The organism is Mycobacterium venezuelense (genome assembly GCF_054919535.1).
Genome location: NZ_JBONDW010000007.1, coordinates 182,786 through 197,173 on the forward strand (window position 1 = coordinate 182,786; position 14,388 = coordinate 197,173).

12 protein-coding genes are annotated in these 14,388 nt (G+C 66.4%); 5 read left to right on the forward strand and 7 right to left on the reverse strand.

Features of this window, described 5'->3' with window-relative positions; genetic code table 11:
- Window positions 1–265: 265 nt before the first annotated feature.
- The gene (locus ACRCUN_RS13870; protein ID WP_462142211.1) at window positions 266–655 is read left to right on the forward strand and encodes a hypothetical protein; all 390 of its coding nucleotides are present in this window, start codon (window positions 266–268) and stop codon (window positions 653–655) included.
- A gap of 80 nt (window positions 656–735) precedes the next feature.
- Here the strand turns inward: ACRCUN_RS13870 and ACRCUN_RS13875 are convergent, their stop codons facing one another.
- Window positions 736–2,247, reverse strand: coding sequence for a hypothetical protein (locus ACRCUN_RS13875; RefSeq protein ID WP_462142212.1), 1,512 nt, complete (start codon window positions 2,245–2,247; stop codon window positions 736–738).
- 222 nt (window positions 2,248–2,469) lie between these two features.
- Between ACRCUN_RS13875 and ACRCUN_RS13880 the strand changes: the two genes are divergently transcribed.
- From ACRCUN_RS13880 to ACRCUN_RS13890, 3 genes are read left to right on the forward strand one after another with little or no spacing between them, the layout of a single operon-like run.
- Window positions 2,470–3,954, forward strand: coding sequence for a peptidoglycan DD-metalloendopeptidase family protein (locus ACRCUN_RS13880; protein ID WP_462142213.1), 1,485 nt, complete (start codon window positions 2,470–2,472; stop codon window positions 3,952–3,954).
- On the forward strand, window positions 3,951–4,448 hold the full coding sequence (locus ACRCUN_RS13885; protein WP_462142214.1) for a hypothetical protein: 498 nt from the start codon (window positions 3,951–3,953) through the stop codon (window positions 4,446–4,448). Before ACRCUN_RS13880 ends, ACRCUN_RS13885 begins: the two co-directional genes overlap by 4 nt.
- Before the next feature lie 11 nt (window positions 4,449–4,459).
- Complete coding sequence (locus ACRCUN_RS13890; protein WP_462142215.1) at window positions 4,460–5,359, forward strand: RsiV family protein; 900 nt, start codon at window positions 4,460–4,462, stop codon at window positions 5,357–5,359.
- 22 nt (window positions 5,360–5,381) lie between these two features.
- Here the strand turns inward: ACRCUN_RS13890 and ACRCUN_RS13895 are convergent, their stop codons facing one another.
- Genes ACRCUN_RS13895 through ACRCUN_RS13905 form a run of 3 tightly spaced genes read right to left on the reverse strand, consistent with a single transcriptional unit; the run spans window position 5,382 to window position 10,127 of the window.
- Entirely contained in the window at window positions 5,382–7,391 is a 2,010-nt protein-coding gene (locus ACRCUN_RS13895; protein WP_462142216.1) for a hypothetical protein, read from the reverse strand.
- On the reverse strand, window positions 7,384–9,438 hold the full coding sequence (locus ACRCUN_RS13900) for an ATP-binding protein (protein ID WP_462142217.1): 2,055 nt from the start codon (window positions 9,436–9,438) through the stop codon (window positions 7,384–7,386). Before ACRCUN_RS13900 ends, ACRCUN_RS13895 begins: the two co-directional genes overlap by 8 nt.
- 8 nt (window positions 9,439–9,446) lie before the next feature.
- A complete protein-coding gene (locus ACRCUN_RS13905; RefSeq protein WP_462142218.1) occupies window positions 9,447–10,127 on the reverse strand; it encodes a Pvc16 family protein in 681 nt (226 codons plus the stop codon).
- 640 nt (window positions 10,128–10,767) lie between these two features.
- Here ACRCUN_RS13905 and ACRCUN_RS13910 point away from each other — a divergent pair.
- Entirely contained in the window at window positions 10,768–10,929 is a 162-nt protein-coding gene (locus tag ACRCUN_RS13910; RefSeq protein WP_462142219.1) for a hypothetical protein, read from the forward strand.
- Between the two features lie 87 nt (window positions 10,930–11,016).
- On the opposite strand, the gene ACRCUN_RS13915 is transcribed toward ACRCUN_RS13910, so the two are convergent.
- The 3 genes from ACRCUN_RS13915 to ACRCUN_RS13925 form a co-directional block, all read right to left on the reverse strand.
- Window positions 11,017–11,643, reverse strand: coding sequence for a response regulator transcription factor (locus tag ACRCUN_RS13915; RefSeq protein ID WP_462142220.1), 627 nt, complete (start codon window positions 11,641–11,643; stop codon window positions 11,017–11,019).
- A 206-nt stretch (window positions 11,644–11,849) separates the two neighbouring features.
- Complete coding sequence (locus ACRCUN_RS13920; protein WP_462142221.1) at window positions 11,850–12,479, reverse strand: hypothetical protein; 630 nt, start codon at window positions 12,477–12,479, stop codon at window positions 11,850–11,852.
- Window positions 12,480–12,669: 190 nt separating this feature from the next.
- The gene (locus ACRCUN_RS13925; protein WP_462142366.1) at window positions 12,670–14,376 is read right to left on the reverse strand and encodes an LpqN/LpqT family lipoprotein; all 1,707 of its coding nucleotides are present in this window, start codon (window positions 14,374–14,376) and stop codon (window positions 12,670–12,672) included.
- Window positions 14,377–14,388 lie beyond the last annotated feature (12 nt).

Genomic DNA, 14,388 nt, shown 5'->3' on the forward strand with positions numbered 1-14,388 from the left:
GCGCGACTCAGGGTCTGCTGTCATAGCTTCCGCGCGTCACTTGGGAGCTGAGGATCGGCTTATTCAGCGCGCAACAACGACGCCGCAACGTACGCAGATCCTCACCGACCTCCAACGTGCCGCTGGTAACGCGGCAGTGGTGCAACTCCTGACCCGTCCACACCAGCCGACTGCAACCGTCCACAACGGCGGCCCGAGTGTCTCCCTACATGGCGACACGACCGCGGCGTTCGACGGCGGGACATCGAAGTGGACACCGAAATCGATGAAACGTGCGAAAAGCTGCACCGAATGCCCCGAGGACGACCCGTGCCTACATGCCGTGGGCACGTTCAACGTCACGTACAAGGCCGACGTGACGATCAAGATGCCCGACGTCCCCGACGGCCTCTCCGCGTGCCAGGAACGCCGGGTCCGGGCGTTCCTGCGGGACGTGCTCGGTCCGCATGAGCGTGAGCATGCCCGCCGGTTCCGAACCTATGACGGCACCACGACGCATCGCATCGACTTCACCGGTTGTGGGACTACGGCGCTGCAGGAGCATCTGCAGGAGATCCACGACAAGGAGGAGGCGAAGCGCCACGCCGATGCCGAAACACTGTCCGCCGCAATCGATCCGTTCAACAAGCCGATCGATCTCGACTGCAAGGACTAGTTGCCCAGAAGTGTGATATCGCCGGTGATAGCGCACTTTCAAGAGGAACTACGTCCGCTTGCCGCGACACGCCCGGATGCTCAAGAACCAAGGCCCGGCTGAGCCATGACCCGTCCCACAAATGCCTTCCGTTGCGTGGCCACAAAATAGGGACAGGGCATCGACATCGACACTTCGAAACTCACCTGCTCGACGCGCGGTGCAGGTGGCGGCGGCCCGGCCCCGACATAGCTGCCGCACCCGGTTTCGGGTGTGCCGGTGTAGCCCGGCGGACATACGCACGTGCCGCTGGCGTTGCGACTGCTGATTCCCGGACATGGGCTCACGCAACTGCCGTTGTAGAGTTCGGTCCCCGCGGGGCAGCCGCAGGTTCCGCCGGCGCCGCGCACTTGGCCCGACGGGCACGGGCTCACACAACTGCCGTTGTAGAGCTCGGTTCCGGCGGGGCAGCCGCACGTGCCGCCACTGCCCCGGACTTGCCCTTCGGGGCAGGGGGAGACGCAGGTGCCGTTGTAGAGCTCGGTTCCGGCGGGGCAGCCGCAGGTGCCGTCGCTTCCGCGGACTTGCCCTTCGGGGCAGGGGGAGACGCAGGTGCCGTTGTAGAGCTCGGTTCCGGCGGGGCAGCCGCAGGTGCCGTCGCTGCCGCGTACCTGACCGTCGGGGCATGGTTCGGGTTGGCAGGTGCCGTCGCTGCCGCGCACCTGGCCTTCAGGGCAGGGCTCCGGTTGGCACGTGCCGTTGGCGTCGCGGACTTGTCCCTCTGGGCACGGCTCTGGTTGTGGCGATGTCACCTTCGGACCCGTGGTGGGGCATGTGGCATCGGCCGCCACCGTGCTGCCGTCCGGGCACTGCTTGGTGCGTGGCCCGATCCTCGGCTCGGGACACATCTGATCGGGTGCCACGGTGGTGCCATCCGGGCATTGTTTCGGTGGCGGAGGAGGATTCGGCGCGCATGGGCCATCGGGAGGCGGTTGATGGGATTGTCCCGGCGGACAGACCGGCGTGCGGAATTCGTTGACGGGGAAGAACGAGATCTCTTCGACACGCCATCCCTCGGGGTTCTTCTTGGCGACCACCCGCTCGATGCGCATCGTATTGGTTTCGAGCTCTTTGCCGTCCGGCGTCTTGACAGTTTGGGTCACCACGACGGCGCGCTGCACGGTATCTGGCTTGTCCGCCGGGTGTTCGCCGGCAACCAGCAGCGCATCGGCGGTGACCTCGGCCTTCTTGGCCTTCCAGTCCTGCCACCACACGCTGTTGCCGCGTTCGAGCGTGTCCTTGCCCGCCCGAAGTTCCGGCCCGAAATACGGCAACGCGCGGTTATAGGCGTCCAGCGTCGACGAGTCCCGCGCGGGGTACCAGGTGAACATCGTCTCGAGGCCGTTGACGATCGCATCCTGGGCTTCGGCGGGAGCGGTCTCGTCAGCGTCCGTACCGGTCGGCTCCGGGGCGTTGCCGGACGGGCCGCAGGCCGCGACCACGAACACCGCGGCAGCAAGCAGCGCGGCAAGAAGGGCCTGGCCGCGTCGCCGTCGGCGGTGCCGGCAATCCGGGTGCCGTCGGCGGTGCCGACAATCCGGGTGGCGTCCCATGCCGTCTCCTCGCACCGGTATGTGTGCTGTCCCATCATTGTTCGGTCTGGACCGAGTCGCCGCGACGTCCGTTGGTGCGTTCGTCGTCGGCTGGTAGGGCAGTACTCGCTGACCGATCGGGCAAACCCGTCCTGCGGGCGATGACGAACCGTTGTGTGCGGCGGGACACTGCTCAGTGCAGGCGTATCTCCGTACTGCCGATGCCGCGACGAAAGATGAATGATGACAGCCCTCTTCACGGTTTCCAGGAGAGCTTTCCTGATCGCGCTGTGTGTGAGCGTCGCGGCCATGCTCATCACACCGGCGCCACCGGCCTGGGCGGCAGGGGTGTGTGCGCGCAACGGAAAACCATTGGCAGACGGCACGTACACCACCACGTCGGGTTTCGGGCCACGCGGCAACTCGATTCACCAGGGTGTCGATCTTGCGGGCAGTGACGGTACCGACATCTTCGCGGCGATGGACGGTACGGTGGCTGCCGCCGGACCGGCCAGCGGCTTCGGCCAGTGGATCGTGATCGACTCGCAAACCCGCACCGGCCTGGTGTCCACGGTCTACGGCCACATGTACCCCGACGGGGTGCTGGTGCGCCAGGGGGCGGCGGTCCGAGCCGGTGACCACATCGCCGACATGGGCAACAACGGCCAATCCACGGGCACGCATCTGCATTTCGAGTATTGGGAGGGTGGGCGGCTAAGCCACGGCCAGGCCGTGGATCCGGCGTTCATCGTGAACGGTCAAGGGACGTCGGCGAATCAGTCGACCGCACAACAGGCTTCGGCTGCCGCCGATTGCCGGACCGGGGTGCTCAAGCCGGGTCTGGTACCGCCTGCGTTCGTCCCCTGGCTGCTCAAGGCCGGTGCGATGTGCCAGGGCATCACCGCCCCGCTGCTCGCCGCGCAACTGGAGGCCGAGAACGGATTCCGGCACGGCCCGACGGCACCCGTCTCGTCGACCGGGGCCAAAGGGCCCGCGCAGTTCATGCCCGGCACCTGGAAGACATGGGGTAAGGACTATGACAACAGTGGTCCGCCGCCAGATGTGAACAGCATCGCCGACGCGGTGATGTCGCAGGGCGCGTTGATGTGTGAGAACTACCGATTGTGCTCGGCGGGAGTCTCGAACGGCTCGCTGGCCGGTGATCCGGTGGCCCTCTCATTGGCCGCGTACAACGCTGGATTCGGGGCGGTACAGCGGAACGGCGGTATGCCGTCGGGAGGTGAGTACACCACCCAGACGCAGCCTTACGTCTACAAGATCATGCAGCGCGCCAAGGCATTCGAGGCAAGTCCCGGCCTTGGTGGCATGCCGCCCGAGTCGGTGCCGGTTACCGGCGGACCGACGACGATCGTCGACGCCGCAACCGAGTTCAAGGGCAAGAAGTGGGTGTGGGGCGGCGGCGGAGTCGACGGCCCGACGCGCGATGGGTTCGACAGTTCCGGGTTGACCTACTACGCCGTCGTGCGCGGTACCGGCGGCAAGGAAATATTGCCGCGCACCGCCGACGAACAGTGGAACGTGGGCAAGGAGATTCCATTGGCCGAGGTGCAGCCCGGCGACTTGGTCTTCAGCGGCTGGGACCGGCATGACCGGCCGTCTCACGTCGGGATCGCTCTCGGAAACGGCGAGATGATCCACGCCGACCCGGCTCGCGGTGTGGTCGTCGCCGAGTTCTACCCGGAGTCGAAGGCGCGGCGCGTGTCATGAAAACTATTGTTGCCGCCGTTATCTGCCTGATCATCGTCGTCATCGGACCGGTCACCGGCTGCAGGTTGGATCCGCTGCCGATAGACCAGGCGGCCAGCGTCGACCTCAGCGACCCTGACCAGGTGATCGCCGATGCACTGACCACGATGTTCACCTGGCGCCCGACCCAGGACGAGTCCCCGGACGCGGCCTACCGGCGGGCAGCGGCTTACCTCTCCGGCGACCTTGCCGAGCAGGGCGAGCAGACGACCACACCGGGCCCGGGATCGCAGTGGGATCAATGGCGTTCTGATGGTGCGAACGTGACCGCCAAGGTGTATTTCCTGGCCGACGAAACACCACCGAACTCAACCGATGTCACCCACCGCGTGGTTGTGGTGGTGCAGTCGGTCGCGACGTTGGACAACCGGCTGATCGACGAGATACGCCACACCGCGTGGGTGACGGCGAAGCGGTCGAACAACGGTTGGCGCGTCACCAGTATCGAGTTCTGAGGGGGTATCCCGTGCTGTTCAGTGGTGGGCGGATTCTGGTGGCGGCCGCGGGTGCCATCGTCCTCGTCATCGTCGCGATCTACGCGGTGCGGTCGGTGTGGTGGGATCCCAACTCGAAATCGGCGTCGATCACGTCGCCGACCTCGGTGTCCGGCAGCATCGCGAGCACGCCAGAAACGGACGGCTCGGGCGGCGGCGGGTCGGGCGATGCCTCAGGTGGGGGCTCAGGTGGTGATACGGGTGGTGGCGGAGGCTCCGGCGGCGGAGATGCCGGCGCCGGGGGAAGCTCGGAGACACCCACTGAGCAGCCACCTTTCACCGCGGCAACCGAGCAGGTGCAGCGGTTCCTCGGCACGGTTTTCGTCGATGTCGAGGTGCCTCGTGTAGAGGGCGGCAATCCCGAGGTGGCCACGGTCTTCAACGACGAGATGGATACCGCGCTGCAGGCTCAGGCCGACTCGGTGACGGGTGGAAGCCTGGAGGGCCGTCCCGGTAGCGAGGTGCGGATCGGCGAGCGGGTACTCAGTGGCGTGCTGCGGACCGCGGCCGTCGACCTGGCCAAGGCGCATACGATGCCGTTGGCCAGCACGGTGGTGGTCGACTCTGAGAGCGGCAGCCTGATCACCTTGTCGTCGCTGTTCAATGACCTCGACGAAGGATTGGCCCGGTTACAGGAGGAGTCGGAGACGTTGGGGCCCAACACCGACTTGGGTGACAGCTTCGATACCTCCGGTTTGGAGCCGACCGAGGAGGTCTTCGGGCGGTGGTCAGCCGAATCCTCCGGTATGCGAGTGTTTTTCGAGCAAGGTGTCGTCGGTCCGATGGCGGCCGGCATCGTCGAGTTGACCATCCCCTGGGACAACCTGAGCGACGTCATGAAGCCGGGTGTGGCCGATATCGTCGCGAGCTAACATACCGCACAGGACACCCGGCTCACGCCGTACTGCGTTTGATGCAGAACCCGCCGATGATCCCGATTATCGCTCCGACCACCACCAACGGCACACCGTACGCGATACCACCCGATTGCAGCCTGCTCATCGCGAACACGACGTAAAGCACTATCGATGCGCCCGCGAGAAATCCCGACACGATCGTATAGCGTCCTGAGGCGCTGAGGATTCCGAGGAGCATCACCCCGGCCAGCACGAGAATGATCGCGCGGGTCACGGGCTGACTCACCATCATCCACGTCTCGACGTTCGTCGGAGCTATCTGCCCTTTGTCGTCGAAGATGTCCTGTAACCGACCCAATTCACTGGCGGCATAGTTTCTTCCACTCAGAAACCAGGGCCGGAACGCGCCGAGCACCATGATGAGCCCGCCCAGCAGGGTGGCGGCCAGCCGGATCAGCGGCAGGATCTCTGACATGGACTGGGTGAAGCGGCCTTGGTCCTCGACGGCGCTGGTGCCGTCTTCGGCGCGAACGGTGAACTCCCGAGACACTTCTTTCCCGGATCCGGGCAGATTGCCCCAGACCCGGAGTGCCGCAGTCGCGATGGTCCCTGGCGGGATGTCGAGGCGTGACGGCGTGAAGGTGAAGCGCAGAGCCGCTTCCGGGTCGGTACCGGACAGCCAGGCGCTCAGGGGCAGAGCGCCTTTGGTGTTGTCCAAAGTCACGCGGAACCGGGCTCGGCGGCGGTTGCGGACTGATACGTGTTCGGGCTCCAAACGCAGCTGCGCCGTGGTGATCGGAGAGGTGCTCGCGGTCTGCACGAGAGACCCGGTGGCCTCGCTCTCGTCCGTCCCGTCGTTGCAGAGCACCATGATGGGGCGCTCGACTTCCTCACCTGGATGGGGCAGCGGCGCCTGCACGCTGGCCAAGATGCGGGCTTGCTCACCGGCCCGCACGTACAGCTTCGGTTGGGAGAAGGAAAAGCGCACCACACCTTCCGGATCGCGGCCGGCGAAAATCAGCCGCCGGTCCTTACTGCCCCGCCGGTTGTCGACGAGTATGGCGATTTCTGCCGATGTGGTGTCACGGATGCGGGTCACGGTACGTTCCAACCGCAGTCGGACGGGGCTGTCTGCCGGGGCTTGGGATCGTTCCTGAACGACGTTGACGATCGTTTCGACCAGCCCCTGGTCACTGGCCGCGGTCAGCTTGAGTGATCGAGGTGCCTGTTGTCCGTAATCGATTGGCGGCGCATCGAATCGGACATCGACGAAGATGAATCGTCGTGGCGGCACCTCGACGGTACCGGGACGGAACCCGAATCGCACCACACTCTCCGGGTCGGCACCCGTGAGTGAATACCGTTGGGGGTAGTTGCTTCCGCTGTTGTCAAGCCGTAGCCGGAACCGGCCACTGGTCTGGTCACGCAGTCGGACTACCTGGGGTTCTGCCGTCATCGTGATCGGCCCGCCGATCCGCGGCACCGTGACGACGAGCTCGGCATCGGCCCGTTTGCCCGGATCTTCGACCGAACAGATCTGGATGTGAAGCCGGAAGCGTTGCACGTAGACGTCGAAGCCGTCCCGGATGGTCAACGAAACCGTGGTGACATTTTCTTCGTCGGTGAGTACCCGGATCTCCGGATGTTTGATCTCGAGCCATTCCGGGGCTCGCGGCGCGACGACGGTGTAACCGTCCACGATCGACGACCGGTTGCGGATGCGGACGTCGACCGTGCCTCCGGTGTGTGGGTCGAGTTCGACGTCGGGACTGTCGACCGTGACGGTCGGTGCTTCCGCGGGTTGCCGATTCGCCGCGGGTGGGCGCCTGGGGGTGGGCGGTGGCGACGTGCGCCGGAGCTGGTCGCGTGACACGGCGGGAAACTTCTGGCTGTGCGTCTCGCGCACAATGGGCACCGACGCGGTCAGCGGCGCGCCGTCGAGTGACGCCACCCCGGCGTCCCACCCCAGGTAGAAGTCGCACTTGGTGCAGAACTGTGCGTCGGCGGCATTCTCGGCGCCGCACTGCTCGCAGTGATGCTCAGTCATTGGCGGTCCCCTTCGCATTCTCGCCGCGCTCGTGGGTGGGTAGTAGCCGGCCGAGTTTCCGGTACTCCTGATGGATGGCTGCGCCGATATGGTCGGAGCCGATGGCCGAGCCAGTTTCGGCCGCCAGGTAGGCGGCCGTGATCGCTGCCGATCGAATGTTCCCGCCCGACAACGGAAATGAGGCGGCGAAACTCTCCAGCTCGAGGTCGCCGCGGGTGGGAACCGGTGCGGCCAGGCAGTGCTGCCACAGCGCAAGTCGCGCCGACTCGTCCGGGAGCGGAAAGTCGACGACCATGTCGAGCCGTCGCGTGAAGGCATCGTCGAGGTTGGCCCGCAGGTTTGTGGCGAGTACGGCCAGGCCGTCGAACGTCTCCATTCGCTGTAGCAGGTAGGCGCTTTCGATGTTGGCGTAACGGTCGTGCGCGTCGCGCACCTCGCTGCGTTTGCCGAATATCGCGTCCGCTTCGTCGAACAACAACACCGCGCTCACCCGTGACGCTTCGGTGAAGATCCGTTCGAGGTTCTTCTCCGTCTCCCCGATGTACTTGTCGACGACCGTCGCGAGGTTGACGGTGTAGAGATCCAGACCGAGATCGCCCGCGATGACTTCGGCAGCCATCGTCTTCCCGGTGCCGGAGTCCCCGGCGAACAGTGCGGTGACCCCGGTCCCGCGTCCGCCACCCGGGCGCATCCGCCACTCCGACAGCACGATCTCGCGCGTGCGTGCCCGGGTTGTCAAGTCCCGCAGTTGTTTGAGCGTCTTGTCCGGCAGTACGAGATCGCGCCACGAAACGCCCGGCTCGATGCGCCTGGCGAGGTGTTCCAGACCGGCTGCGTTCTGGGAGCGTGCGCCGCGGCGCAGGTCGTGGTCGCTGGGCATGCTGCCGTTGGAGCGGGCCAGCGCTTCGGCAGCCGTGATCGCCGCAGACACCTGACGAGGGCCGAACACGTACTGGGCCGCGATATCCGCGACGTCGACAGACTCGGCGAGTGGTCCGAGTTCACGTCGCCAGAGCTCGCTGCGTTCACCGACCGTGATTCTCGCGGCCTCGGCGATCAGCGGTACGCGGTCCGACCAGTTGGGGTCCCAGGCGGACGTACCGGTGAGGACGACCGACACCGGCATCCTGGCCAGCCGGAAGACGATGTCGGCGGTATCGGGCCCGAGCGCATCGATCGGGGAGACCACGAGTGCGGCGCCGCGCAGCAGTGCTTCGCGGCCCAACACGGCGATGGTGTCGTGCACGTCGCCGTTGGCTACCAATCGTGCTGCGTCACAGACCATGACAGTCTGTCCAGCCGCGCCGAGCGCGTCGGTGGCGACCGCCGCACCCGAATCGTTCACGGTCTCGCGTAGGTAGCACAATCGCACGCCCGACTTGAATGCCTGTGCCAGTTCTCGTGATTGCGCGCAATGATGGCCCTGAGGTTCGACCAAGATGCCGGACAAGGCGGCGTCGGGCGTGTCATCGCCGAGCAGATAGGCGGTCACACGGTCCGGCACTCGCATGGACCGCGTCAGAAACGGCCGGTCGGCGTCGTCGATCACCACCAGCGAGTTGTCCACGAGGGCCGAACCCGGGGCCAGCATCGCGCGTGCCGCCGCATCGAGTGGAGAAAGATCCGACAGCTCCAGTGCCAGGCCGACGGTCGCGCGGCGGCGAGTGACATCGTCGTTGAGGTAGCCGTACAGCTTCTCGAAACGAGTGTCGAGATCGGGCAACTGGCAGATGATGAGGAACTCCACCTCCAGGTCGCACAGACCGGCCGAGCGGGCCAGCACCCGCAAACGGAGTTCTATCCCGGCGGCCTCAGCGGTGTCGGCGCGTTCCTCCAGTGCGCCGCGGAGAGACTCGTTGACGGGCGGCGGTGCGGGGCTGGGTGAGAGCAGCGCATCGACGACATCGTCGCTGAGGTACAACCCCCGGAACGGATCATCGGGCGCGGGATCGTGGCCGCGGCGGTGCGCGACCAGGGTGCGCACGCGTTCCTCCACCAGCATTGCCCGGCCGAGCAGGTAGCGAGTGCTGTCCAGAGGCATGTCCATATGCGGTCCTATTGCCTGCGCTGACGCTTGCGGACCCGCACCGCGCCCGACGGGGGTTCCTGGCCGAATGCCGGGTCGCCGACGGCCCGGCGCTGTGCGGATTCCTGAGCCGCCGAAGCGTCCATTCGGTTCGTGTGCAGCCGCGGTGGGCGTTCCACCGGAGGCCCGGCAGCGAACGAGCGGCCCGTATCGGTGGGAGCCGTGACGACGATGTCGAGTGAGGGCTTCAATTCGCCGCCCAGCGCGGTCCACACGTCGGCGAACGAACGGTCCTCGGGTGGCGGGAGCGCTACCGAGACCGGGACCGGAAGCCCTAGCGCCGCAATCGAACCGGTGAGGACCTCGGCGGGAAGTGCCTCGTACCGCAGAAAACAGCTCAGCAGGGCAGCCAGCAGACGGTGCTCGTCCTCGGGTCGCTGAGTCCAGGCGGCGACGAGATAGGACAGTTTGAAGTACCGCGGGGGAAGATGGCGCGCAGTCACCCGATTGCCGTCGTACTCGTTGAGCAGGCCACGTTCGCGACGCCGCAGATCCTCACGGATGTCGTACAGATAGACGCCGACAGTGGGGGCGTTGCGCCGGCTGGCCCAATCTTTGGTCGGCGCATCGAATTCCACGTCGACCTCGGTCGGGTCGACGGCTTCGCGCTCGATCAGGGTGCGCAGCGCGTGATCGACTTCAGGTATCACTTGCCTATCGTTCCGTGGAGTCAGTTGTCGGCGTACGAGCGTGTGTTCCGTTGGGAAGGCATTGGTTTCTGCCCCAAGGGGCAGGGCTCAGGGCACTGGTGGCGGGCAGTCCGCCGGTGTCGGCGCGGTGCTGCCGTCGGGACAGGTAACCGGCGGAGGCGGTGGAGGCGGTTTCGGCGACGGGCAGGTCTGCCCGTTCGGGACGGTGGACCCGTCGGGGCACGGGATTTCCGGACAGCTCTGCCCGCTCGGCACGGTGGTGCCGTCCGCGCACTGGACCGGCGGCTCACAGGTCGCGGGAGCGGTGGCGGTCGTGCCGTCCTCGCAAGTCTGGACTTTGAGACAGTCGGCACCGGATGCAACCGTGCCGTCCGGACAGGACGAGACCAAGGGACACTGCGCATCTGCCGCGACGGTACTGCCGTCTTCGCAGACTTTCGATCCACTTCCGGACCCGGACCCACTCCCGGAACCGGACCCGCTCCCGCTCCCGGTCCCGGAATCGGCGGAATCTTCTGGGGTTGTTGTGACTTCCACCGTCGGTGTAGCCGTTTGAGTCTGCGTCACCGTGGTCGGAACCGACGTTTCCCCGTCGCCGCCGACGGTTACGAACAATGTCACGACAGCGATCGTTGCTGCGATGGCGGCCGCCGTGAAGAGCACTCCGGGCCGTCGGTACCAGGGCAGGGGAGCGGGCCCGTCCGCGGCGAAACCGTCCTGGTACGTGTGCCTGTCGTGTTCGTACGGCACCGCGTACCGGGTCGGTGCCATGTCCTCGGGCGGCACGTCCGACCATGCCTGATCGGGCGGCGGCAGGCTCCGCCCGACGCGCCGTGTCTCGTCGCGCGGATCGGGCGGCCACTCGTCCATGTGTCGGCTGCCGCTCGCGTCAGATGAGACCTTCGCGTACCGCGTACGCGACGGCGTGGGAGCGGTTGCGCAGCTGCAGCCGGGTCGTGACATCGTGCAGAACGTTCTTCACCGTGCGCTGGCTGTAGCAGAGCTGTCGGGCGATCTCGTTCGTGTCATGGCCGTCGGCGATCAACCGCAGCACTTGGATCTCGCGGTCTGAAAGGCCCGTGAACGTCAATCCGCGTGGCGAAAGTACTTGGCGCTGAAGCCGTCCGACCTGACCCAGGAGATTGCCCAACAGGTCAGCGGGGATGACGCCCTCGCCGGCCGCGACCTTCTGGATCGTGCGCACGAGCAGATCCGGCGTGGCCTCTCCCCGGCGCAACAGCCCGCTCACGCCGACTTCGGCGGCGCTCACGACGGTGCTGTCGTCGATCGCGCTCATCACCAGGACGGTGTGGGCAACTCCGGCTTTCTTGAGTGACCGCAGGATTCGGGTGGTCTCATCGTCGAGGGCATCGGCCACGGCGATGCCGACGTCGACACCGGCCAGCTCACCGGCTTCGACAACATCGACCTCGGGGCGCATCCGCAACTGGCTGATCACCCCAGCCTGCAGGATGGGATCGTCGGCGTAGACATAGGTGGACACTCGGCGCTGCATGGCAGTTTCCCCTTCGGGCGGGCGGTCAGTTGCAGATGAGTATCCGGAAGGGCATCAACGCTGGCTCAACACCGATCGGCGGATTTCTCAACAAACGCTCAACGGGCTCTCGAACATGCGTCACGGTCGGACACGCTCGCGTGTAAGGGAGCGAGTGATTCTGTCCGCGTTGACTATTCGGCGTCTGATCGAGCAGCTGACTCCACTCAGTAGACCGTGTCGATTGTGCTCGACAGGCCGTTGTCGCAATTCACGGTGACGCGGAATGTCGAGCCGGTCGCGGGTCCGTCGGGAGCGATCCGCGTCTCCGCCGAACCGGCCACGGTGAAGGGATAATCCCGCCGGTAGCCGATCGCCGTTGCGGTGCCCGCCACCGCAACGGACGTGAACATGCAACCCACCGGCTTGTCGCTGTTGGTGATCGCCACGGTGGCCGTCCCCGGTTGGTCGAACCTGAACACGAGTCCCGGTGGTGGAGGAGGCGGCGGCGCCGGCGGTGGCGCGGGAGCGGGAGCGGGCTGCGGCGCCGGGCGGGGTACCGCACGCCGAGGTGCGGGGGCCGGAGCGGGCTCCGGTGGGGGCGCGGCCGCCGGGGGCGGGGGCGGTGGCGGCGGTTCCCACCATTCGCTCGTCACAATGAGTGAGAATCTCGACGATCCGGCGCTCGCCCCGGTGAGGTCGCGGGGCATGGTTCCCGGCTCGCCCGGATCGGAGACGACGCTTGCCACACCGGCGATCAACGCCGCGAAAGCAGCCGCAGTGCCGAGGCGCCGGGACCACGGCGGAAATAGCAGTGCCTTGCCCGGCGCGAATTCGTCGTCGACTTCGGCGTCCATGGCTACTCCTTTGATCGGGCTGGGCTCGCGACGGTGTGAGCAGCCGGCACGGAGGCGTGACACGGCTGCGCGATACCGCCGAGGGGCGACATGTCGAAAGTGTGCCTGCCAGCGACAACGCCGACACGAGTAGCGCCATACTCGAATTTCTGAACGCTGTCCGCGTGCGCGGGGGTCGTTTCTGCGCAGATCACGGCTTGATCCCGGTTTTCTGGACGATGACGCCGGTCGCAGCCTTCAACGCGTCGGCGTCGGCCTCCGGCCCCTCGGCATTGAGCTGCAGGACATAGAAGCCGCTCGCGTTCTCGATGACCACCGTGTTCTGGGCGATCATTCGCGTCACGCCGTTCTTGGTGTACGAGCCGCCGAGCCTGGATGCGGGAAAGCCGGCCAGGGTGCTCACTTGACCGTCTCCGCCTTTGTAACCTGGCAAATTCCTGACCTCGCCGGGCGCGACGGCAAGGAGCTTGTACGGATCGGCATCGCCGGTCAGCTTCACGACGGTCGCGATGATCTTGGGTGGATCGTTTGGATCGGTCGGCGCTTTGGCCACGATCCCGCCGTACAGGGCATCGGCCCCTTCGGGAATCGGTGTCCAGCCCTCGGGAACCGGTAGGTCGATCGTCGGCGCACCCGGTGTGCCGCGGGTGACCGTCGTTTCCTGGATGTTGTTGTTGGCGATGTAGTCGGCGATCGTCTCATTGGGGCCCGCATCCTGATCAGACGTCGCGGGAGCCGAGCTGGTTGCCGCCGGCGTCGATGTGTTCGACGACTTCGAGCTCTGAACGACGGTGAACACGATCAGGCCGCCGATGAGGATCACGCCGATGATGAGGGCGCTGGCGAACCAGGTGTTTGTCTGCCAGCGTCTCCGGACGCCTGCCAGGCCCTGGGCGATGGCGGCCGACACGCCTGCGGGCTTGCCTTCCCGCGACTGGCGCGGCGCGGCTTCCGCCGGGATGTTCGGAAGGGGCTGCGGTCCCGGGCGATTGGGGTCGGTGGGCGGGCGCTTGTGGGTGGCCGCCGCCGGGTCGAGGTGGCGGGGCAGGCTGTGCGGCCCGCTGCGTTCCGTCGGGGGCACGCGAAACGGGCCGGACTCGGTGGGCGGCAGCGGCGGCTCGGGCAACGGTCGTGTCATCGGGGTCGTGATGGCGCCCTGGGCGGCACGCGCCAAGTCCACCGTCGTCGGGTACCGCTTGTCGGGGTCTTTGGCCATCCCGGTGGCGATCACTGCATCGAACTCGGACGGCACGCCCGGGTTGGTGGTCGAGGGCCGTGGCGGAGGCGCCGTAAGGTGGCCGGCCACTTGGCTTTCCACACTCTCGCCGGGGAACGGCCTGCGGCCGGTGAGAGTTTCGTACAACACGCAGGCCAACGCGTAGATGTCCGAGCGGGCGTCCACATCGGACACCCCCAACCGTTCCGGCGCCATGTATTGCCATGTGCCGATCACAGCGCCGGTCGTCGTCAATCCGGTCTCCCCGGCGGCCCGCGCGATCCCGAAGTCGATCAGGTAGGCGAAGTCGTCTTCGTCGAGCAAGATGTTGGATGGCTTGACATCCCGGTGCACCAACCCGATTCGGTGCGCCGCATGGAGCGCCTTGGCGACTTCACCGATGATCCGCACCGCACGTGCCGGCTCCAATGGACCGTCCTGGGCGATCACGCTCTGGAGGTCGCGGCCTTCGATCAGCCGCATGTCCACATACAGCCGCCCCTCGATCTCGCCGAACGTGTGAATGGGGATCACGTGCGGGTTGTTGAGTCCGGCCGCCGCGAACGCCTCGCGGCGGAAACGCTGTTCGAACGCAGGATCAGAGGCGAGGTGTGCCGAGAGAACCTTCACAGCGACCATCCGATTCGTCACCGTGTCGAACGCTCGCCACACCTTGCCCATGCCGCCGCCGCC